The organism is Bacillus sp. GS3m_15504, from assembly GCF_055825275.1.
The window spans coordinates 2947283-2970467 of sequence record NZ_JBVVNL010000001.1; the positions used below are offsets into that span (position 1 = coordinate 2947283).

Annotated in this window: 23 protein-coding genes; 5 read left to right on the forward strand and 18 right to left on the reverse strand. The window is 34.1% G+C overall.

Annotated features, from left to right (window positions below; translation table 11 throughout):
* Positions 1-83: 83 nt before the first annotated feature.
* From AC0L0O_RS15560 to AC0L0O_RS15575, 4 genes are read right to left on the reverse strand one after another with little or no spacing between them, the layout of a single operon-like run.
* On the reverse strand, positions 84-1079 hold the full coding sequence (locus AC0L0O_RS15560) for a 3-oxoacyl-ACP synthase (protein ID WP_001020499.1): 996 nt from the start codon (positions 1077-1079) through the stop codon (positions 84-86).
* Positions 1079-1495 (reverse strand): MaoC family dehydratase, encoded by a 417-nt coding sequence (locus AC0L0O_RS15565; protein WP_002036184.1) that lies wholly within the window; start codon positions 1493-1495, stop codon positions 1079-1081. The genes AC0L0O_RS15560 and AC0L0O_RS15565 overlap by 1 nt, the downstream gene beginning before the upstream one ends.
* 4 nt (positions 1496-1499) lie before the next feature.
* A complete protein-coding gene (locus AC0L0O_RS15570) occupies positions 1500-2990 on the reverse strand; it encodes an o-succinylbenzoate--CoA ligase (RefSeq protein ID WP_001161513.1) in 1491 nt (496 codons plus the stop codon).
* Between the two features lie 13 nt (positions 2991-3003).
* Positions 3004-3609 carry a TetR/AcrR family transcriptional regulator gene (locus AC0L0O_RS15575; RefSeq protein ID WP_001290805.1) on the reverse strand — a complete coding sequence of 202 codons (606 nt, stop codon included), beginning with the start codon at positions 3607-3609 and terminating at the stop codon, positions 3004-3006.
* Positions 3610-3966: 357 nt separating this feature from the next.
* Here AC0L0O_RS15575 and AC0L0O_RS15580 point away from each other — a divergent pair, with 357 nt between their 5' ends.
* On the forward strand, positions 3967-4962 hold the full coding sequence (locus AC0L0O_RS15580) for an S-layer homology domain-containing protein (protein WP_001009577.1): 996 nt from the start codon (positions 3967-3969) through the stop codon (positions 4960-4962).
* Positions 4963-5072: 110 nt separating this feature from the next.
* On the opposite strand, the gene AC0L0O_RS15585 is transcribed toward AC0L0O_RS15580, so the two are convergent.
* Positions 5073-5996 (reverse strand): CobW family GTP-binding protein, encoded by a 924-nt coding sequence (locus AC0L0O_RS15585; RefSeq protein WP_001044930.1) that lies wholly within the window; start codon positions 5994-5996, stop codon positions 5073-5075.
* Between the two features lie 104 nt (positions 5997-6100).
* Entirely contained in the window at positions 6101-7537 is a 1437-nt protein-coding gene (locus AC0L0O_RS15590) for a flavin monoamine oxidase family protein (protein WP_473785857.1), read from the reverse strand.
* A gap of 200 nt (positions 7538-7737) precedes the next feature.
* Between AC0L0O_RS15590 and AC0L0O_RS15595 the strand changes: the two genes are divergently transcribed.
* Entirely contained in the window at positions 7738-8682 is a 945-nt protein-coding gene (locus tag AC0L0O_RS15595) for an L-lactate dehydrogenase (protein ID WP_000715326.1), read from the forward strand.
* Between the two features lie 55 nt (positions 8683-8737).
* Here the strand turns inward: AC0L0O_RS15595 and AC0L0O_RS15600 are convergent, their stop codons facing one another.
* From AC0L0O_RS15600 to AC0L0O_RS15610, 3 genes are all read right to left on the reverse strand, one after another.
* A complete protein-coding gene (locus tag AC0L0O_RS15600) occupies positions 8738-9751 on the reverse strand; it encodes an AI-2E family transporter (protein ID WP_001006574.1) in 1014 nt (337 codons plus the stop codon).
* A 178-nt stretch (positions 9752-9929) separates the two neighbouring features.
* Entirely contained in the window at positions 9930-11540 is a 1611-nt protein-coding gene (locus tag AC0L0O_RS15605) for an amidase family protein (RefSeq protein ID WP_473785858.1), read from the reverse strand.
* A 111-nt stretch (positions 11541-11651) separates the two neighbouring features.
* Entirely contained in the window at positions 11652-11783 is a 132-nt protein-coding gene (locus AC0L0O_RS15610; RefSeq protein WP_000997344.1) for a hypothetical protein, read from the reverse strand.
* A gap of 178 nt (positions 11784-11961) precedes the next feature.
* On the opposite strand from AC0L0O_RS15610, the gene AC0L0O_RS15615 reads away from it, so the two are divergent.
* Complete coding sequence (locus tag AC0L0O_RS15615; protein WP_042511464.1) at positions 11962-12381, forward strand: GNAT family N-acetyltransferase; 420 nt, start codon at positions 11962-11964, stop codon at positions 12379-12381.
* A gap of 145 nt (positions 12382-12526) precedes the next feature.
* Here the strand turns inward: AC0L0O_RS15615 and AC0L0O_RS15620 are convergent, their stop codons facing one another.
* The 4 genes from AC0L0O_RS15620 to AC0L0O_RS15635 form a co-directional block, all read right to left on the reverse strand.
* Positions 12527-13129 carry a nitroreductase family protein gene (locus tag AC0L0O_RS15620; RefSeq protein ID WP_001277021.1) on the reverse strand — a complete coding sequence of 201 codons (603 nt, stop codon included), beginning with the start codon at positions 13127-13129 and terminating at the stop codon, positions 12527-12529.
* 57 nt (positions 13130-13186) lie between these two features.
* Entirely contained in the window at positions 13187-13837 is a 651-nt protein-coding gene (locus AC0L0O_RS15625) for a DsbA family oxidoreductase (protein ID WP_000216663.1), read from the reverse strand.
* Between the two features lie 71 nt (positions 13838-13908).
* Positions 13909-14340 carry an Rrf2 family transcriptional regulator gene (locus tag AC0L0O_RS15630; protein ID WP_000704076.1) on the reverse strand — a complete coding sequence of 144 codons (432 nt, stop codon included), beginning with the start codon at positions 14338-14340 and terminating at the stop codon, positions 13909-13911.
* A gap of 120 nt (positions 14341-14460) precedes the next feature.
* Positions 14461-15330, reverse strand: a complete 870-nt coding sequence (locus tag AC0L0O_RS15635; RefSeq protein ID WP_017561905.1) for a LysR family transcriptional regulator — start codon at positions 15328-15330, stop codon at positions 14461-14463.
* Between the two features lie 97 nt (positions 15331-15427).
* Here AC0L0O_RS15635 and AC0L0O_RS15640 point away from each other — a divergent pair, with 97 nt between their 5' ends.
* Positions 15428-16333, forward strand: a complete 906-nt coding sequence (locus AC0L0O_RS15640; protein WP_000192798.1) for a DMT family transporter — start codon at positions 15428-15430, stop codon at positions 16331-16333.
* Between the two features lie 52 nt (positions 16334-16385).
* Here AC0L0O_RS15640 and AC0L0O_RS15645 read toward each other — a convergent pair whose 3' ends face one another.
* The 5 genes from AC0L0O_RS15645 to AC0L0O_RS15665 form a co-directional block, all read right to left on the reverse strand.
* Complete coding sequence (locus tag AC0L0O_RS15645) at positions 16386-17006, reverse strand: YcnI family copper-binding membrane protein (protein WP_000821403.1); 621 nt, start codon at positions 17004-17006, stop codon at positions 16386-16388.
* Between the two features lie 112 nt (positions 17007-17118).
* The gene (locus AC0L0O_RS15650) at positions 17119-18768 is read right to left on the reverse strand and encodes a copper resistance CopC/CopD family protein (RefSeq protein ID WP_142337090.1); all 1650 of its coding nucleotides are present in this window, start codon (positions 18766-18768) and stop codon (positions 17119-17121) included.
* 329 nt (positions 18769-19097) lie between these two features.
* A complete protein-coding gene (locus AC0L0O_RS15655) occupies positions 19098-19517 on the reverse strand; it encodes a VOC family protein (protein WP_000750862.1) in 420 nt (139 codons plus the stop codon).
* Positions 19518-19600: 83 nt separating this feature from the next.
* Positions 19601-20959, reverse strand: coding sequence for a branched-chain amino acid transport system II carrier protein (gene brnQ, locus AC0L0O_RS15660; RefSeq protein WP_000182723.1), 1359 nt, complete (start codon positions 20957-20959; stop codon positions 19601-19603).
* Between the two features lie 239 nt (positions 20960-21198).
* The gene (locus tag AC0L0O_RS15665) at positions 21199-21891 is read right to left on the reverse strand and encodes an FMN-dependent NADH-azoreductase (protein ID WP_473785859.1); all 693 of its coding nucleotides are present in this window, start codon (positions 21889-21891) and stop codon (positions 21199-21201) included.
* A gap of 292 nt (positions 21892-22183) precedes the next feature.
* Here AC0L0O_RS15665 and AC0L0O_RS15670 point away from each other — a divergent pair, with 292 nt between their 5' ends.
* Positions 22184-23149 carry an arsenic resistance protein gene (locus AC0L0O_RS15670; RefSeq protein ID WP_131369451.1) on the forward strand — a complete coding sequence of 322 codons (966 nt, stop codon included), beginning with the start codon at positions 22184-22186 and terminating at the stop codon, positions 23147-23149.
* Positions 23150-23185: the final 36 nt, after the last annotated feature.

Genomic DNA, 23185 nt, shown 5'->3' on the forward strand with positions numbered 1-23185 from the left:
GTTGAGAAAATTTAATGAAGTACCATTACATTCGCCGCTCCTTTCCAAATACCTCCATTTCTCATATGTTCATTTAGAATTTTTCACCACCTAATCACAGTCGCTGCCCATGTATATCCAGTCCCTGCACTAACTACTACTGCAATATCTCCGGCCTGTAATTTTCCTTGTTCATTTGCAAAGTGAAGACCAATACACGGATCAAGCGCTGACATATGCCCATAATGATCTAAATATACGACTTGTTCTTCCGTTAGCCCTAGCCCCTGTATCAATTCTATTAACATAGAACGTTTTGTATGCAGTGGTAACAATACTTTAATATCTTTAGGAGTATATCCACTTTTTCTTAACGCCTCCCGAATAACCTTGTCAAAATTAGGGATTGAAATCGGGTCTAGACGTTCTTTCATACTATTAGGATCTATTACATCAATATAATGTTGTCGATTCTCAACTGTATCATAGCTCGCAACCTGCTTTGATCCACCAGCTGGGATACGAACATCTTCATGAAATGAACCATCTGTTATTATCGCACTTCCTAATATTTCACCGTTTTTAGCGTCTTTTTTCACTAAAGCTGCACTTCCGCCATCAGCGAAATTAAACATAAAACGCGAGCGTGGATTATCATAATCTACAATTTGAGATTCTTTACATCCACCTACCAATAATATATTTTCAATTGAGTTATCGGAGTAAAGCATGTCTTTTGCGACTTTGAGAGCGATTGGAAAGCAAGAACTAACATTCATAATTTCAAAAGCATAAGCATTTTTCAATCCAAGTTCATGCTGAATTTTTGGGGCACTAGACCATACGTGGTAATCTTTATGTGGACTGCCAAAATAAATGACTACATCAATAGACTGAGGATTTACTTGTAATAATATTGGCTTTGCAGCAGCAATAGCTAAATCTGATGCATGCATCGTTTCATCTGCAACATGTTTTTCATACAACCCAAATTTTTCTATAATAACATTCTCAGGAATACCTGTTTTTTGAGATAAGTCTGCGGCCGTCTCTACATCTTTTGGGAAGAAAACACCGGTCGCTTCAATCCCAATATTCATTAGACTACTCCTCCTTTTTTTGGCACCATCATGGTCGCTATACCTGTTAATACTAAATCTCCTTTTTGGTTATGACACTCCGTTAACAATTTCAAAACTCTCTTTTCTATCATAAATTCTTGTACAGTAGCCATAGCTGTAATTGTATCTCCTATAAAAACTGGTGCTGTAAATTTAATAGTTTGTTCCATATAAACAGATCCTTTTCCAGGTAAATGAATACCAAGTAATTGTGATAAAAGACTAGAAGTTAGTAAACCATGTGCTATTCTTTGATTAAATCTAGTTTGTTTCGCATACTCATGATCAATATGGATTGGGTTAAAATCCCCACTCAAACCTGCAAATAATACAAAATCCGTTTCTGTAATTGTTTTACTACATGACGCCTGTTGACCAGTGCTATACATCGTCATCTCTTCACCTACTTTTCAATTGATTTACTAACTGTGCTTTTTGAATTTTACCAGTTGCATTTTTAGGCAATTCTTTTAGAAAAACAATTTCTTTCGGTATTTTATATTTTGCTAGAAATAAACGACAATGTTCAATGACATCCTTTTCAATTAATACACTGCTACTCTTTTTCACAATAAAAGCGATTGGAATCTCTCCCCACTTTACATGTTGCCTACCAACGACCGCTACCTCATATACGTCCGAAAGCTTATTAATGACTTGCTCTACTTCAAGTGGATAAATATTTTCACCACCGGAAATTATCATTTCTTTTTTTCTACCAACAATGTATACAAAACCATCTTCATCAACTCTAGCTAAATCACCCGTACATAACCAACCATCTTGAATCGTTTCTTCTGTTGCATCTGGCCGGTTCCAATACTCTTTCATTACATTCGGTCCTCTTATTAGTAACTCCCCAACTTCACCAACCTCAACTTTATTTTTGTTTTCATCAATAAGTTCATAATCACAAAACAGAACAGGTTTCCCAATCGAGCCTACTTTACGTCTTGCATCTTCTTCTGAAAGCATAAATACGGTTGGTGATGTTTCAGTCATACCGAAGCCTTGACCAAATAAAAATCCTCTATCTATAAATTCTCTCATCAACTCTTCTGGACATGGAGCACCACCGTTATAAAACCAGCGAACTGATTGTAAATTTGTAGTTTCAAACTTTGAACAATTTATTAATGCTTGATGAATTGTAGGTACTCCCATCACAACAGTCACTTTATGTTTTTCTATCATAGAAAGAGCTTTGGTTGGCTCAAATTTTCTTGGAACAATGATTACACCGCCTGCAAATAAAGTTGGAAATGCGAATAAGCCAATACCACCAATATGAAATAAAGGCAATAACACAATGGAGCGGTCGTGCATAGTTAAGTCAATCGCAAATGTATTATTAAGCGCATTCCAAAACATATTTTCTTGTGTAAGTACAGCTCCTTTCGGTTTTCCAGTTGTCCCTGATGTATAACATATAATAAAGGATGCGCTTTCATTTTTCTCTACAAAGTTATCAATTTTTCTATCTTCTATTTCTTTTAAACTTGTAATCGAAATAACTCTTTGTACATACGATACCTTCTGCATTGACAATGCCATATTTTGAAATGTTTTCTCTACAAATAAAACTGTAGTTCCACTATCTTTCAACTGAAATATTAGTTCATTTTCTGTTAACCGTATATTTAGTGGAACAGCAATACATTCTACCTTTGCTATAGCAAACAAAAGCACAATATATTCCAAGCTATTTTGCGATAAAATAGCTATCCTTTCTCCTTTTTTCACATTTAATTCGTAAATTAAATATGCGGCTACTTTACTTACATACTCATGTAACTGCTTATATGTCATTTCCTCCTCTTCTGTAATAATGGCAATGCGATCTGGATGTAAATAGGCCCGTTTTTCAATCCAATAAGCAATGCCTTGCATATTCTCCCACCCCTTATCTCTTTCTCAATCCTTCAAATATTAATGACATCGCTGCTTCAAATACATCTTCTGGAACATCTTTCTCTTCCCAATAACCCCATCGCATTCCTAAAAATTGCCCAATTGACATAAGACAATACGCAATTGTTTCTTTATCAAGCCATTTAAACTCTCCCGCTTCCATACCAGCCGATAAACTTTTTAAAAATCCATTTGCAAGCTTTGCATAATACCATCTATATAAATTATCATCAACAACTACCGCCTGTTGTACAATATTATATAGATTAGGACGATCTTTCACCCATCGAAAGAAGGCCTGAAAACCTCTCCTTTGTGCCTCTTCGTAACTTGATATTCCCTTCATTTCTCCTTTAATAATTAAGCGTAACTCACGGTTCAATCTGCGAATCAATTCATCAAATATATCTTTTTTAGATGGAAAGTAATTATAAAAAGTTCCGTGCGCCACCTTTGCTTCTTGTGTAATATTTACGATAGAAGCCTCGTAATACCCTTTACTACCAAACACCTCTTCTGCAGCACACAATAATTTCTCTCTCGTTTCTAACCCTTTTGTTGTTAGGTTTTTTACATCCATTATTATTTTTTCTGACACCTGAATCACCTCTTAAATTTGATTATAAATATATTTCTGAATTTTACAATTATTATCGTTAGACAAAATCTGCAAGTGTTTTTCTATAATCCAATAAAGATTGGCTTTTTTTGACTAGCTATTAATTAGTAAGAATTTTATAACGCATTCCTAATCAGAACATATAAATGCCTCGTCAGTTGACTTTTTTACACTTCCCACCCTCTCATAACACCATATACATTTAAGCAATATTATGAAAGTAAATCCATATTTTACAAAACCGTAATATATTAATATAATATATAATTGATTATCACTTATAAGCATCGGATATGAGTGAGAAACTATTGTTTTATATACTTAGGAGGAATCATAATGAATTTTAAACATGTACTTGCAACAGGCTTAATTACCGCCACACTATTTGGCGCAACGAATGCTTATGCACAAACTGAACATTTCATTGATGTACCAAAGGATCACTGGTCTAAAAATTCGATTAACTACTTAACTGAACAAAATGTCATTAGTGGTTATGGCAACGGAAAATTTGGATTTGGAGACAATGTAACTCGTGGACAAGTGGCTGCAATTATTTCAAGATACTTAAAACTAGAAAATACCGGATCTGCAAGTAAACATTTCTCTGATATTCATGGGCATATGTTTGAAAACAGTATTAAAGCAGTTGCTCAAAAAGGACTTATGACAGGGGACAGTAGCACTGACAAGTTTAGACCCGATGATACATTAACTCGATATGAAATGGCTGTTATCTTACAAAAAGCGTTTCATCTATCTGTAAAAACAAACGACCTTTTCTATGATGTTCCAAATAATTTTTGGGCAACAGACGCTGTTCGTTCATTGTATAGTAATGGCATTACAAAAGGAATTGGAGACTATAAATATGGCGGAGAAATGAATGTAACAAGAGAACAATTTGCAACGTTTATGTATAAAGCAATTAATGTAAGCCCTTATTTTATTCCTGATTCTATTCCTGCAAAAGATGAGGATAAGTATAAAGAAATTGAGAATATACTAATTGATTCTGGATTTTTAAAAACCGATTATAACTATGTATATACTAAAACTGGTCGAACATATGATGGCATTATGTATTTTAATTTTTCTCCCTATGATGACAGCGCATATAGAATATCTATTCATAGTGATGATCCTGTATTAAACGAGCCGGTGAAAAAAATTCTCAATACACTACTACCAACTGAAGCGGATAATCTGTACAATCTAATTAAAAACCCTACTGCAAGCTCTCGAACAACAGAATTAGATGGTCGCAAAATTGAATTTAGAAGAGACTCTAGCACTAGTGTAAATGTTTCTCTTGGAAAACGAAAATACTAAAAGAGTGACTATTTAAAATGAATACAAGTATCTATATGCTTATTCATAAAAAATAAAAGGACTGCCCCATAAGTCGTTTTCATCAACTTATGTGGCAACTCCTTTTAATCTTAATTAGAATTAAGTTCCACTTTCTCTAACCCTTCAGCCAATTGTTTCTTATCTAGCCCTTCCCCTATCACTACCAAATTCGTCGGGAAACCGAAGTCTTGTTCCAATAAAGTTGGTACGCCAAACGAATATTGGAATAGGTGCGGGTATTTATTTCCATGAAATTTCACAAAACCTTTCACACGATAAATACTATCTGGTAAATTCGAAAGCCATTCGTATAATTTATCTTGCTCAATCGATTTCGTAAATTGGTATGTCATCGTTTGTATATGTAAATGCTGTTTTACATGTAGTGTTTCATGTTCCTTATCATTCGTAAATTCAGCTTCTTCTATGTCTTCTAAAGAAATATTACAATATTGTGTTTCAAACAATTTGGCATGATTATTTATTACTTTCACTTCTTCAATTACTTTGTTCTTATCCGCAAATGTTAGTAAATCTGATTTATTAATTAAAATGTGGCTACCAAACTTTAATTGCTCATGTAATAATTGCTGAACGTTTGCACTTAATACTCTTCGATTTAACCACCTTACTGCATCTAAAACGACTACTATTGATTTCACTTCTAAGAAAGGTGCTAAAATTGGTGATACACATGCATCTAGCACTTCAATTGGATGCGCAACACCTGTCGTTTCTATATAAATGACATCTGGTCTTTCTTGCTGATATAACGAATGTAATTGTATTTCAAGCTCTTCTTTTAACGTACAACAAATACACCCTTTAAGAAGTTCCCTTAAAACATTCTCTTTTCCAATAATATCTGTATCTACTGAGTATTCACCAATTTCATTCATTAACACTGCAACTTTTCTATTCTTCTTTTTCTCCGCTAACAATAAATTTTGTAATAATGTTGATTTTCCGCTACCTAAAAAGCCACCTAATATATGAATTTCTACTTTATTCATTTGATCGACCATCCATTTCTTTATTTCAAAACGTATTCAAAGCGTAATAATTACGATTTATATTTATTATTTTATTAAAAGAGTCGTGATTTGTAAATATATCTTCACTGTTCATTTACTGCATATGCAACTCTAACTCCAGACTCAATTGCCCCTTGCATCCATCCATGTGTTAATGTCGTATGCTCTCCTGCAAAATGTACTTTTCCAGATGGTGGTGTAATATACGGAAATAACTCGAGCTCTTGGCCTGGTTCGAAAGCTGTAAATGCACCGCAAGAATACGGATTTTTACTCCAGCTAAAAGATGTTCCAGTGACAAACTCACTATAGACGATGTCACCGTATATTTCCGCTAAATTTTTTAATGCGTAACGAATACGATCTCTTTGCGGGAGACTATCCCATGTTAACGCCTCATCTGCCCACGTATAACTTGCTATAACGATAGCTGGCCCTGGAGTATGAATGCCATAACTCGGATAGTATGTAAACCGTATCGGTAAATCAGTAATAGATTTACCACCACACTGTCCCGCTTTCTCCCAAAATCTACTTTTAAACTCTATCGCAATTTTAGTTGCAGCAATATAATTTAATTCACGAATTGCTCGTCTTTTAAAATAAGAGAATAAATGGTATGGCTGAACTTCTACAAATCGTAACGCTGAAAATGGAATTGTAATAATAGCAAAATCACTTGTTATTGTAAATTGCTCTAACGTTTGTTCATGATTTCCTTGTAACATTACTTTATTATCTTCTTGTATGATTTTATCAACCTTATACGACATTAAAATATGTTCTCTTAATTGTGGTAAGAATGCATTCGATAACTTATCCATTCCACCAGTTATTTCATAATATTTCGTTGTTGAAGTAAAGAAAATCATTTCACGTAATACTTCAATTAAGGACATTCCCATATAAGCTTCCATATCAAGAAGTACCCCAATCATATCTATTGCACCATCTGAATAATACTCCATTAAAAATGAACCAAGCGAATACGTTTTATACTTTTTTTCAACGATAAGCCAGTTTTTATCAGGATCCTTCTTAATATAATTTAGTATTGGTTCTAATACTTCAATCATTAGCTCTTCTGCCGTTTTTCCTCTTTCTTTATCCAAAACCGGATATTCAAGTACACTTGGATTATCTTCAAACACATTCAATCTCGTTTGAATGTTATTCGTATAAATGATATCCGCAAAAGTTTTATTTATAAAAAGGTTTAAAGGTAGTTTAAATTTATGAATATACGCTAAGGTTAATTTATGGGTATCAGGAATTCTCATCGGTCCCGCATTAAAATATAAACCCACACTAAATGGTTTCCGAATCGTATACACCCTGCCACCTATTCTGTTATTTGCTTCTATAATCGTTACTTCGTGTCCAGCCTCTTTTAATAAAGAACCTGCAACTAATCCAGAAATCCCTGCACCGGCAATCGTAATTCGTTTTGGGTTATTCTTTTTAACAAGCCCTGCATGAATAATATGAAGCATTTCTTCCATTGCTAATGGGTTCCCCATGCCATTTCCCCTTTTACAAAGGATTTTACTGAATTATATTCGGTTCACTGAATTCCTATGTTTCATGCAAAGAATTGCACGGATACATTTTCAAATACTTGAATATCTTTTATAAAATGTAATAAACTAGATATGAATCTATAGAAGTAAGACGTATTATCTTACATAATAAAATCAATGAAATTGCGAGGAATTTTGAAATGAAAAAAGGGATTAACCGTGTTGTATTAGTAGGAACAGGAGCAGTTGGATGTAGTTATGCTTACTGCATGATTAACCAAGCTGTAGCTGAAGAATTTGTTTTAGTTGATGTAAACGAAGCAAAAGCTGAAGGAGAAGCAATGGATTTAAGTCATGCCGTTCCATTTGCTCCAGCTCCAACTAGAGTATGGAAAGGTAGCTACGAAGATTGTAAAGATGCTGACCTTGTAGTCATTACGGCTGGATTACCACAAAAGCCAGGCGAAACACGTTTAGATTTAGTTGAGAAAAATGCAAAAATCTTTAAACAAATCGTGCGCAGTATTATGGATAGCGGATTTGATGGTATCTTCTTAATCGCAACTAACCCTGTCGATATTTTAACTTACGTAACTTGGAAAGAATCTGGTTTACCGAAAGAACGCGTAATTGGTTCTGGTACAACACTTGATTCTGCTCGTTTCCGCTATATGTTAGGTGAGTACTTCAATATTGGTCCACACAACATTCATGCTTATATTATCGGAGAACATGGTGATACGGAACTTCCTGTTTGGAGTCACGTATCAGTTGGTATTCAAAAATTACAAACACTGCTTGAAAAAGACAATACGTATAATCAAGAAGATTTAGACAAAATCTTCATAAACGTTCGTGATGCAGCCTACCATATTATTGAACGAAAAGGGGCAACATACTATGGTATTGGTATGTCACTTCTACGCGTTACTAAGGCAATTTTAAACGACGAAAATAGTGTATTAACTGTTTCGGCATATTTAGAAGGGCAATACGGTCAAAAAGATGTGTATATCGGTGTACCTGCTGTTTTAAATCGCGGCGGTGTTCGTGAAATTTTAGAAGTAGAATTAAGTGAAGACGAAGAATTAAAATTCGATCACTCAGTTCAAGTGTTGAAAGAAACAATGGCTCCTGTTCTTTAATCATATATGTGAAAAAGCAATCCAAAATTTTTTGGATTGCTTTTTTGTTTATTTTCTATTTTTTAATCGATTCCTCATTATTTACATCAAGTACATCTAATAAAAAGATGAAGATTGGTATCCCGATAATAAGCCCCCATATTCCAAGGAAATGTTCTGAAAAAATGAGAATCATAAATGTATAAAAGATTGGTAAATTTGTTTTCGCAGACATAAACTTCGGGTTTAAAAAATAACTTTCAAGAGCATGGATGACTGTAATGAACACAAGTATGTACACAACGTATATAACTCCGCCTACGTTATAAGCAATGATACAAAGTGGAAATAAAGAAATAATCACACCTGCAACTGGAATCAACCCTAGTAGAAAAATCATAACAGCTAATACGAGAAGCTGTGGAAATCCTAAAACAATTAATGCAATAACAGTAAGAATACAATTTACAACCGCAATTAAAAACTGTGCTTCAATTACTTTACCGAACGATCTTGCAAACCTTTCGCCAAAATATGCAATCTCCTCATAAAAAATCTTTAGCTTACTCTCTTTAAATTTAGAAGTAAAGGTAATAATACGCTCTTTTTCTAATAAGAAAAAGAGACTTAATATGAGAGACAATAATATTTGTAAACTTACCTTCCCTATATTTGCTATCGATTGATAGATGACATCTACACCTTGTTCTATATACTTTGATACTTCCATTCCGTTAATTGTCGAAAGTGCATATTTAATGATTTCATTATCAGGCGGGTTTTGAAAAAACAATTTAAATTGATAAATCAATTGCGAAATTTGTATCGTTAACACAGGTAAATATTTATACAATGTCGTGCCAATAAAGGAAACTAATATGATATACAAACAGGCGATAACAATTTTCCGGTTCACTTTCAATTTCTTTGAAATAAAACGTTGAAATCGATCCATTAAAAATGTCAGTATAAACGTAATTAATATTAAGTTGATCATACTTTTTAATCCATATAATACAAGCGCTAATATTATTAAAACGAGAAACCGTTGAAACCCTCTACTTCGAAAAAAATTTTTCACTTCATTCATTAAGATTTAACCTCCCCCTTCAATGGATGGAAATTGAATATATTACATTTTATGAACTTCTATAGACAATCTTTCTTACTAATTAGAAAGAATCCTTTTTTTCTTTTTATATTGTTAGATTCTATTTATATTAGCCCACCTACTTACTTCAGTTGAGCTCTTTTTTTCGTTTAACCTTTTACAGTTTAGGTGGTTTTCTATTTTTAGACTGCTGTTCATACGCATATCCAATATTGAACAGTTCCTTCTCACCGAATTGCTTCCCGACAAATACTGCACCTACTGGCTCTCCATTGTTATCATATCCTGCTGGCACCGCTAATTCTGGATAGCCAGCTACAGCGGATAGAAGAACTTCCTCGTTGTTAATCATAACTAAAGCGTCTAAACCCTTTTCTACTAAATATCTATCTAGCTCTTTTTTTGCATTTTCTTGACTCGTTTGCACTACTTTTTCAAACTCATCTTTCGTTATAGCAGATTTTTCAGACTCCTCAATTAATGTTTGTCCGTATTTTATTCGTCTTTTACTATCCTTTTTATTAAACGCTATAATCTCTTCTAACGATTTTACCGGCACATTTTTTTTCTGTGAAAAATAGTCGTTTACATTATGCTTGAATTCATATTCTAATGTTTGTAAATTATCTACACCCCCATTGTTTAACTGAATATAATCAGTTAATATCGCACCTGCATCTTGAAGGTCTTTTCTAATCTTTTCTGCTACTGCTTTTCTATTTTCATCTTGTTGGTCTACAGAAAAAAGAAGCCCTATCTTTTTCCCTTTTAATCCATCTATTGATAAATCCTTTGTATAATCAATTCTTTCTTTATCTTTCACTTTTTCTGTCATAACATCTTTTTCGTCATAACCTATCATTGCATTAAATAACGTTGCTGCATCTTTTACCGTTCTTGCCATAGGTCCTGCTGTATCAAGAGTTTCAGCTAACGGAATAATTCCTGTTCTACTTACCATACCTAAAGATGGACGTAACCCAACTACTGATTGCTGCGCTGCGGGTGCTACAATCGATCCTGTCGTTTCTGTTCCGACTGCAAGCGGTGCAAAATCTGCTGTAACTACTGTAGCAGATCCTGAACTTGATCCCGATGTATCAAACATAATCGGACCGTATGGATTCAAATTTTGTCCTTTTTTCCCGCTATATCCGCTAGGCATTGTAAAAGATAAATAATTCGCCCACTCAGACATATTCGCTTTTCCTAAAACAAATGCCCCTTCTTCTTTCAACTGCTTCACAATTGTTGCGTCTTGATCTGCAATCCAATCTTTTAATACATAAGTTCCTGCACTAGTCGGCATCACTTTTGCCGTTTGTACATTATCTTTTATAACGACAGGAATACCATATAAATTCGACTTTTTGTTTCTACTTCGCTCTTGATCTAACTTTCTTGCTTCTTCCATCGCATTAGGATTTATCTCTGTAACAGAATTTAATGTTATTCCATTTTGATCATGTTCTTGTATTCTAAAGAGATAAATACTCGTTAATTCTTCATATGACAAATTTCCATCATCAATCATTTTTTGAAGCTCATCTACAGTCGCATTTACAACTTCTTTTTCTTTTATCTTTACATTTTCTATATTGATTCCTTTAAGCTGATTATGTATCGGTTGTAGCACTCTTTCTTTATCATATACAATACGCTCAGGTTCCTTTGGAAAATAATTTTTATACACGTAATATCCGCTGGCACATGCTACTAAGACTATGCCTCCAGCGATAGACAGCGTTACCTTCACCCATTTCTTCATGTTGCTTCCTCCACTCTATAAGGTGCTTCTTTATACGAAAAAGAGAGTTACCTTTTACTTAACTCTCTCCAATCAAAATGCTAAATGAAAAAATGAAAGATTTCAATCTAATTACTTCTTTTTTTGCATTTGCTTTGCTAACATTTCTTTCACTTGATTATACGTTAACCCTGAATTTTTATTTAAACGCTTTACTTCCTCAACATCAGTACCTACCACTGTATATTTTTTCTCATCATTCATTTTTCTACTTCCCTTTCTATTGCATTATTTCTAATATTTTTTCCCTAAACCCTTATAAATTAATACAAATAAGGAAACTGCCCAAAATTCAACACCTAAGGGCAATTACGTAAGAGGAAACGATAAAAAAATGTCGAATGTATATACTTGTTGAATTTAAGGGCTTGGAGGGAACATTTTGAAAACATTTGAGTTTAAACATAACATTCCAACATTAGAAGAGTACAAATATTTGTGTGATTCTGTTGGATGGACTAATTATATGAATTTTGATGTAGCAAATATTTCACTGAAGAATTCTATTCACTGCATCACAGTGAACGATGATGAACAAATAATCGGCATGGGGCGAATTGTTGGTGACGGATCTATCTATTTCTATATTCAAGATATAGTAGTTCATCCGAATTATCAGAAACATGGTATCGGGAAAGAAATCATGCATCGTTTAGTTACATACTTACATGAAAATGCCCCTGATAAAGCGTTTGTCGGTTTGTTTGCATCAGAAGGTAAAGACTCGTTCTATGAGAAATTTGATTTTAAGGATTACTCACCAAACATGACGGGGATGTTTACTGTCATTTCAAAAACATAATAGATTTTTAATTGTAAAGAAAGACTTCGATTCCTATGTAGGTAATTGCGCTTGCAATAAGAGTTTAACATTACATACGAAAGGAGAGTACATTTATGGATAATATGTACTCTCCTTTTATTTCACTCTTTATATATTAAATTTCTTAATAAAATTTCACTACATCTTCAGTAGGCAAGAACGTTCTTTCTGCTGGTTGTTCGTTTGGTTCACCAAATGGCATTTGACCTACTAAGCTCCACTCTGCTGGAATGTTCCAAGTTTCTTTCACTTCAGCATCTACGATTGGGTTGTAATGTTGTAATGACGCCCCAATTCCTTCAGCAGATAATAACATCCACACAGTATGTTGTAACATCGCATTTCCTTGATGAGACCAGAATGGGAACTGATCTTTATATAACGGTGCGTTTTCTTGCATTTTTTCTACAGTTGCTTGATCTTCAAAGAATAAAACTGTTCCTACACCTGCATGAAAACCTTTTAGTCTTTCTACAGTCGCTTCAAAGTTTTCTGCTGGTACGCGGGCTCTTAATGTTTCTTTCACAATATCCCAAAACTTTTCATGCTCCCCATCCATTAATACAACCATACGACCACTTTGCATATTGAAAGATGTTGGTGCGTGTAAAGCTGTTTTTAGCACTTCTTCAATTCTTTCTTTCGTAATTGCATCGTTTTTTGTTACTTTACGAATGGAACGGCGGTTCACGATTGCTTCTTTTAAGTTTGTTGTAGTTGCTGACATTTTAATTCCTCCAAATGTTTGTTTTATAATTTATTTTGTTATTTCATAACAAGCGAATTAGCAATATCCATCGGTATTACATTGCATACCTTCAAATGAATTTGTTTTATCCTTTTCAATTTCTTTATCAATGACCCTTTCTAGTGTTTCTTTACTAGCAAGCCCTTGAATGACTTCATCTCCAATCATGACAGTTGGAACAGCCATAATATTCGCTTCATCATATGCGTGCTGAATTGCTTCTTGATGCTTTTCTTTATATTTACGAGTTACTAAAGCATCTTTAAATTCCGCCTCAGGAAGTCCTACTTCTACCGCTAATTTTGTTAACACATCAATATCTTCAATGTTTTGCTCTTCTTGGAAAAATGCTGTGAATACGCGGTGATGATACTCATTACCTAGTCCACATTCTTTCGCAAATTGACACCCTTCGAAAGCTAAATGTGTATATGGATGCGGAGAAACACGTGGCAAACGCATATCAATTCCTAACTTCTTCGCTGTCGGAAGAATGAAAGCATCCCATGAACCTAATTTTTCTGGCTCATTCCATGGATCTATTTTTGAATATGGACTTGGACGTAATTCAAATGGCATCCATTCAATTTCTACATCTTTTTCTTTCGCTACTTCATCTAATGGACCTTTTGCTAAAAAACAAAATGGACATATAAAATCTGAGTATACTTTCATTTTTACAGTCATAACTTTTACACCTTACCTTTATAGTTGTAACCATACAGGTTACATTAATGTTAAAAAAATATAAATATGATTTAAGCATTCATTTTTTCTTGCAAAGTTTCAAACAGCTGCCCCATCGTAATATTTCTCAAAACTTCTTCCATCGCAGATTGCGCTTGTATTAATATAACTTCTAATACCGCTTGAATATTTGCTCCGATTGGACAATCTGGATTTGGTTGCTCATGAATGTGAAATAATTTATCCTCTTCCACTACATTCACTGCATGATACACATCTAACAATGTGATTTCATGTAAATCCTTTAGTAAACCTGCGCCACCCGGTCCACGATTTACGTAAACAAAGCCAGCTTGTTTCAAGTACGACATGATTTTACGAATGACTACTGGATTTGTATTGACACTCTCAGCCATATAGTCTGAAGTACAAAGTGAAGATGGATTGTTTTTCAAAATAGATAAAATATGAACAGCTATGGAAAAGCGGCTACTAATTTTCAGCGTAATCACCACCTCGATGTAATCATTATAGTTACAACTGAAAAATAAGTCAATCCTTTTCACATATTTTTTATAAGTAAATTAAAAAGTGTCCCATTATAATATACGAGACACCTCTTTTTATTCTGCAAATAGCGCCTGAAATTCTTCAATAAATAGCTGCACAGCGATTGAAGAATCCCTTAATGAAGGAACAGCTAAAGCAATTTCTCTCCATACTTGCGGTTCCAATTCTCTCGTTTGCACATTTTTTGGTAAATTCGTTAAAGATAATTCAGCTAATATTGCAATGCCTAACCCTTCTTGAATCATATTTAAAGCTGTCGTAACTGTCGAAATTACATACTCAGCTCGAAGTGGTACATTTGCTTGTTTAAACATATCGATAATAGGTGGTTCGTATCCGCCCTTACATAATATGATCGGTTCATTCTCCAAATCACGAATTGTAACAGCATTCTTCTTGCAAAGAGGATGATCCTCTCTTAAAATAACAACCATTTTCCCCTTCGTTAATGGAACAATCTCCATCTCTTTATTAGGTAAAATAACAATCCCTATATCAACAACCCTCGATACTAACCAATCTTCAACTTCTTTAATCGTTCCTTCACAAAGAACGACTTCTAAGTTCGGATACTTCTCCTTAAAATGGTTTATCATTTTCGGTAAGAAATGTGCAGAAGCACTCGGAAAACTCCCAATTCGAATCGTCCCAACTTCGTGTCCTTTCTCCATCGCAACTTCTTGTTCAATCTTCTCTACACCGTTCAAAATCTCTCTAATATGTACAAGAATTCTGCTTCCTACATCCGTAACAATTAACCCTTTTCGTTTATCACGTATAAGAATCGTAACTCCTAACTCTGACTCAATACTTGAAATCGCATGACTTACAGCTGGTTGCGTCATATTTAACACCCGAGCTGCCTTCGTAAAACTACCTAACTCAATAGTTTTTATTAATACTTGCAGTTGTGTAATGGTCATAACTAATCACTTATACTCCTCATAAAAAAGATTCATTTTATTTATTACAGTCGATATCATATCATAGTGAAATGAATAACATCAAGGAGGTCTTACAGTGACACAGCTTTCTCGAACTAAGACGGCCATCATCCTTACCTTTCTCGTTTTCATGTGGGGAATCAATTGGCCTTTATCTAAATTTGCTCTGCATTATACACCACCCGTTTTATTTGCAGGCGTTCGAACTTTAATTGGAGGATTCATTTTACTCCTGTTCGCATTACCGAAATACAAAGAGTTACACTTAAAAGAAACTTGGCATTTATACGTTATTTCTTCTTTACTTAACATCATTATATTTTACGGATTACAAACTGTCGGCCTTCAATATATGCCTGCTGGGCTATTTTCCGCCATCGTATTTCTACAACCCGTTTTACTTGGTATTTTCTCTTGGATATGGCTTGAAGAATCAATGTATGGGTTAAAAATTTTCGGGCTTATACTCGGATTTATTGGCGTAGGTGTTATTAGCTCTAGCAGTTTAACTGGACATATTTCTATTATCGGGATTCTTCTCGCGATAGGATGCGCTATTGGCTGGGCACTTGGAACCGTATTTATTAAGAAGACTGGGCACCGCGTTAATTCCATTTGGATGGTAACACTGCAACTTATTATTGGCGGACTTTGCTTAATTGGATTTGGATCAGAGTTTGAAAGTTGGTCTAGTATCGCTTGGAGCATGCCGTTTGTTAGTGTACTACTCTTTATTTCATTCTTTGTTATTGCAATGGGGTGGCTTGCATACTTCACACTCGTTGGAGCTGGTGAAGCAAGTAAAGTTGGGGCTTATACATTTCTCATTCCTCTAATCGCTATTATTGTAAGTTCAATTTTCTTACATGAAGCCATTACTATTAGCTTATTCATCGGACTATTATTTATTGTAGTGAGTATTTGTTTCGTAAATATAAAGCCGAAAACACTTGCTGTAGGGCAGCGAGTTGAAGTGAAGTAAATTAACATAAGAAGGAGCCTACTGATTGTAGGCTCCTTCTTATCATTATTACTTATTTTTTACGACGTACCATAAAAACACACGTACCTACCGAAGATACAATCGCTAAAATAGATAAAACAATTGCTATCAATTGCATATTACTAGTACCTTCATTCTTTTCTACACTAGACACTTCACCATGTTCTCCTGTTAATGACGTACCTTTTGCAATTGTTGTAAGTGAATGTGGTTTTTCAGCTTTTTCATCGCCCGTCCATTCCACAATTTCTCCGTCTTTATATTGTTGGTATGCATCCCAAGCTATTTTTTGCTCTTTATCCGGATTTTTAGCGACAAAAGTAAATCGCTGGAACTGACCGGGTAAAATCCCTTCTCCTGTTGCTTCCCATACTACAGTTTTCACTTTTCCAGCATTATCTTTTTGCTCTTCCACTTTCCATCCTGGCACTGGTTCATACTGTTGGAACTCTACTCCAGACGGTATTTTCAGTGTAACTTTTGTTGTTGCTATATTCTTTTCAACTGGTACTTTTATCGTGTAAGTCTCCCAAGAGCCGATGTCAGAAGTTGCTGGCTTCACAGTTACGTGCGCACTAACAGGTAACGAAAAAATTCCCATTGCAATTACTGTTGCTATCATTGTTGTTCCTAATTTTTTTATACGTTTCATTTTCTATTTACTCCTTTTCATCTATAACGTCTCTTTATCCCGCAAAGCAAAGAAGTTAGGCGGGGGCGGGCTAATAATCAGCGGGGGATACCCCACTGATTAGAGTTTCACTTTATCTGCCACCTACAATAAACTTATAATCCGTATCGAAGCTATCAAGTGATTTTGTTAATCCATGTACTTGTATATTCCAGTTACCTGTCATGTTAATATACATACCTTCCGCCTCATATTCTCCCGGTGAAACTGCCGAAACTTTAAATGATCCTTTTCCCATATTCATATCTAACGATTGAGTCGTTAATATAATTTGTTCCATATCAGTAACAGGTTGTCCGTTCTCATCCTTTAAAGTAATATGGAATATATTTTGTCCTACTTTATTAGGACTTACATTTAGCGTCATTTCATATCCATTATCTAATTGTTTACTCTCTGTAAAAGGTCCAGTAGGAGGCATCGGTGGTGTTTGTACATTTGTCATAAAAGCTACGATTACGAAAATGATAATTCCAATGATAAACTCTACTTTTACCGTAGCACCTAATCCTTGCTCCGCTCTCATTTTCCCTTTCACATAATGAATAATTCCCAATATCCCCATGAAAATGAATAAAAGTATCTTTGCTAATAAAGCTAATCCATACTTCGTATCAAATAACGAGTGGATTGTTGGAATAAAAAATGTACTGTTAAAAAGACCTGTTATGAAAATCACAATGACAGCACATGTTGCCCACGGTGAAAAACGCTTAATCATATCCCAATACATACTCCACTTGTTATCCTCTTTGCGTAAAAGGAGAATAATAGATGATAGACCACCAATCCATAATGAAGCTGCGAATAAATGTAGAAAATCCATAACGACAGCAATGTCTTTAAACTTTAAACCATATGCGTGACTATTACATGCTTTCATAACAAGTATCCCAATAAACAATACTATTGGAATGCTCCATACTTTAAACGACGAAAGCTTCTCGCGCCTCATCGCAAAATACGTAACGATTATAAGCGAACTAATAAGAGTCATTTGAGTAATCCATACATAACCAAAAACAGAAAGCTGTAATGTTTCTTTTAATAGTAAAGGATTGAATGCTTCTAGCCATGAAACATCCGCATTTATTTTCGCTTGCAATGGTAGATTGAATAACAAGCTAATCAATATCCCAAATAAGGAGATCCATATTATGTTCTTACTCCTTGATCGGACCGAAGTTGCATTCCCTTTATACATAATAAGATTAAAGAATAGCACGCCTATAAATAATGAGAAACTTGTATATAAAATTCCACGTTCCATAATCATATCGATTTGTGGGACGTAACCCATCTCTTCCACTTGTATATCGTCTGCTTTTACTTCTGCTAATCCAATACGGAATGGAATAACTCCTTGAATTGGATGACCATCAGCTGAAATCACTTTCCACTGAATAGAGTACAGACCGTTTTTGAGATTCTCTTTTAATCCGGCTTCTAGTAGCTTTTTATTTTTTGTATCAATATGAGCATCTTTTAAATCGACCCTTTTACCTGATGTATCTCTCACGTACAATGTATTAAAACTTGAAACTTGTATGTCCTCATCGAATTCAATTTTCACAACAGATGGTGCTTTCTTCAATGTTTCATTTTCAGTAGGATTTGATTTCACAACGTACGCATGAGCAGATGCACTTTTCGGTATCAATATAATAAGCACACATGCAAGTAATAGCCATGCCCCTACCCTTCTCATTACTTTCATACTCATTTCACTTCTTTCTTCCTCATCCCTCTATTTTCATAACTTTAAATTCCCAAGTTTAATTCTCCGGCGAAATATTAACCTAATTAAATATAAACTTCTACACAGTATAACTCTTTATTTCTCTCTCACCTCTAAACTTCTAATAAAATAGTAACTACCTGTATAGATACAACTTACATTTTTAAAGTCGATTGTAATTATATCATAAAATATATTTATGTAAGTTCCTGAAGAAGAAAAGTTATCGTGAATCATTTGTGAAGAAAATGTGAAATACATAAATAAAAAGATGTTACTTTATTACGTAACATCTTTTTAAAAATATCTTTTTTCTATTTCTCTTCCGGATAATCACAATACTCTATGATTGTTCCCTCTGTATCCGCTGGGTTAAGATAGATTAATCTTCTGCCGTGTTTATTCATTCGAAGTGTATGCTCTAACGTTCGAATACCTTGTTCTTTCAATTCTTCTAAAGCTACATCCAAATCATCTACTCGATATGCAACATGATGTACACCTTTACCTTTTTGTTTAATGAATCTGGCAATTGGCGACGTCGTATTATTCGTCGGTGCAAGTAATTCGATTCTATCTCCATCCACTTCAAGAATGGCTACTTCACTTTCAACACCAGGTGCCTCACTTACGTAACGATCTATTAATGTTCCTAACAATACCTTTTCATAAAAACTTATCGTACTATCTATATCGCGCACTGCGATGCCGATGTGATCAATTGTTTTTTTCATTTTATTTCCCCTACTACTTTATTTTCTCTCATTATTAATAGTAACAAAAAAAGTTATAGAAACAAGTTCTATAACTTTTTTATTTAACCTATTTTCTTATCCGCACTAGCTGCTGGTTGAACTTGATTTTTTGCTTTCACAATGCTAATGACGTACCCGATCAATCCGCCAATAAGTGCTGGTAAAATCCATCCTAATCCAACTTCATGCATTGGGAGTATTTTAGTAAGAAAATCGTTCACTACTGCTAACTTCATACCAGCTGCATTTAATCCATCGAACATACTTACAATAAATGTTATTAATAAGCTACCTTGATACACTTCTGCTCGCCCTTTAAACAATGGATGAAGAAGCGTTAGGAAAATTAAGACGATTGCTAATGGATAAATCGCGATTAATACAGGAACAGAAATTGCGATTAATTGTGTTAAACCTACATTCGCAACAACTGCACTGAACACTGATAAGATGATTGCTATCTTTTTATACGAAACATTCGGGAATAGTTTATGGAAGAATGAAGAACACGCTGAAACAAGTCCTACACTAGTCGTTAAACATGCTGCTGTAACCATAATTCCTAATATAATTCCGCCGTATGACCCAAAATAATAGTTTGAAACTTTTGCTAATACTGCACCACCATTATCTAAATGACCAAGTTTTGCAACACTTGAAGCTCCCATAAATGAAAGTGCTGAATAGATCATTGCTAAAATAGATGCAGCAATTAATGTTGCTTTTGCACAAACAATCATAATGTCTTTTTTTGTTTTTGCGCCCTTTTCTTTAATCGCATTGATGATAATAATACCGAATACGAATGATGCTAACGTATCCATTGTTAAGTAACCTTCTTGGAACCCTTTAAAGAACGCATGTGATGTATATGCCTCTGCAGGTGCTTGCATTTCTCCCATTGGATGAATAAAAGCAAATACTACTAAAATCCCAATAAACGTTAACTTAATTGGCGTTAAGATTTTTCCTACAATATCGACAATTTTCGCGGGGTTTAGCGAAAAAAAACAAGTGATGCTAAAGAATATAATTGTAAAAAGAATGAGTGCTGAAGAACTCATAGCTTCTGGTACAAAAGGCTTCATACCAATTTCATAAGAAACGCTGCCTGTTCTCGGAATAGCGAATAGTGGACCAATCGCTAAATATAAAACTGTCGTAAATACAATGCCGAACACTGGATGTACACGACTTGCTAACGATTGTAAATCTTCTTTACCTGAAATTCCAAATGCTAATACCCCTAGCAACGGTAAACCTACACCTGTTACTAAAAATCCAGCGTTAGCAATCCACACATTCTCTCCTGCCGATTGACCAAGCATTGCTGGGAATATTAAATTTCCTGCCCCAAAAAATAGTGCAAATAACATTAAACCAATAACAACTATGAACGAAAACGGTACTTTATTCGTCATAATATAACCTCCATTCAAAATAACCTATGTCATTTCCAATTTTAACTAATTGAATTTTCTGAATATTTAACTTAAGTATCAACTATTCTTGAACTCATTATAGTTTGATATATAATATTTTGCAATACTATTTTCAAACTTTTCATTCATTTTATAAATATACATTTTTTAACATAGAAATAGACTAAAAAACCAACATGGTCATCCATGTTGGTTTTTCCATTTTTACTATCAATTAATTAAAATTTCGCCGCTACTTTCTTAACGTTCTCTAAACCTTCTTCAACAATTTGTTGTGAGCGATTTGGATATTGGTTGTGTCCTTCAATTACAACAGTTTCTGGATTTGTAATTCCCCAGAATCCAAGTACAGTTGTTACGTAATTAACTGCCATCTCCATAGGAGCCATTTGTTCTGAAGAGTAATCTGAACCACGAGCACCTAACACAACTACTTTTTTACCACCAGCTAAACCTTCTGGACCATTAGCTGTATATTTAAACGTTTTTCCAGCTTGAGATAAATATGAAATATATGTGATTAATGGTGCTGGTACAGTAAAGTTCCATAATGGGAATGCAAATACAACTTTATCAGCTTCTAAAAACTGATTTAAATATTGATCTACTGTAGCAACTGCCTTCTCTTCTTCTGCTGTTAATTCCATACCTTGACTACGTTTGTATCCACCTGAAATAGCAATATTTCCGTAATAAGGAAGATCTAATGCAAATAAATCTAACTCTGTAATTTCTGTATTCGGATTTGCTTCTTTATAAGTAGTTACAAATGTTTCATACATTTTTGAACTAACTGCTTGCTCCGCTGGGCGATCGTTTGCTTTTACAAATAATACTTTTGACATTGTTTTATTCTCCTCTACTTTTTGATTTTCTTCTTTTTTACCAAATAACGAGCTAAATAATCCCATTTTCTTCACCTAAACTTTCTTATCATATTCATTATTCATCATCACAAAAATTCTTATTCTAATAAAAAGTTCCAATAGATATCTTAAGTACAGATACAAAAACTTTTTGTTATTTAATTACCTTATGTAAGTGATTGTAATATAGCCACTTACTTTAGTCAAGTAACTTTTAATAAAAAATAAATCTCAAATTAAAAACATTAACTAAAATACAATTGAACACCAAATTACAACCTTATTACTTGTATAATAAACTTAGAGAGGAAAATTCATATTTAGAAAGGATTCATTCATGAGCACGATAGAAAAGATTCAAACTTTTATTATTCTTTTTGCTGTTACATGCGGCATCATACTTGGACAATTTAATGTTATACATATGTATTCAGACAAATTTATTGTTCCCTTCTTATTTTTCATGCTATATGGATTATTCCTCAGCATCCCATTGAAAGAAATAAAAAACGGATTTCGTAATTTAAAATTTGCTGGAACAAGCCTTACTATTAATTTTTTATGGACACCTTTACTCGCTTGGGGATTAGGAGCACTATTTCTTTCAGATCACCCTGCGCTTTGGGTTGGATTTATTATGTTAATGGTTACTCCATGTACAGATTGGTACTTAATCTTTACTGAAATAGCGAAAGGAAATGTAGCACTTTCTACTGCGATTTTACCTGTAAATTTAATTTTGCAAGTACTACTTCTTCCCATTTATTTATTTTTATTCGCTGGTGTCATGAAGACTGTAGCCGTTTCTGTTTTAATAGAGAGCATTGTTATCGTAATTGTCTTACCATTTTTACTTGCACACGCTACAAAATTCATTATGAATAAACTGAAAAAAGCTGAAACGCTCGAGAATAAACTCATTCCGTTTTTCAGCTCTGCCCAAATTGTATTTTTAAGTTTAGCAATCGTAGCGATGTTTGCATCACAAGGTAAATATTTACTACAAAATATGAATGTCGTTTTATTATTACTCATTCCTGTTCTATTGTTCTTCATCATTAATTTTGTACTAGGACAATTTATCGGGCGCATCATGCATTTATCTTACAAAGATACAGTAAGTCTAAGCTTAACAACCTTAGCAAGAAACTCACCTGTTGCACTCGCTATCGCTGTGACCGCTTTTCCAGACGAACCTCTTATCGCACTTGCACTCGTTATTGGACCATTGATTGAGTTACCGGTACTAGCTTGTGTGTCACAAGTTTTGTTGCTTATTAAGAAGAAGCAGCAATATACATAATAAAAAACGTCCTATAGCAGGACGTTTTTTATTTTT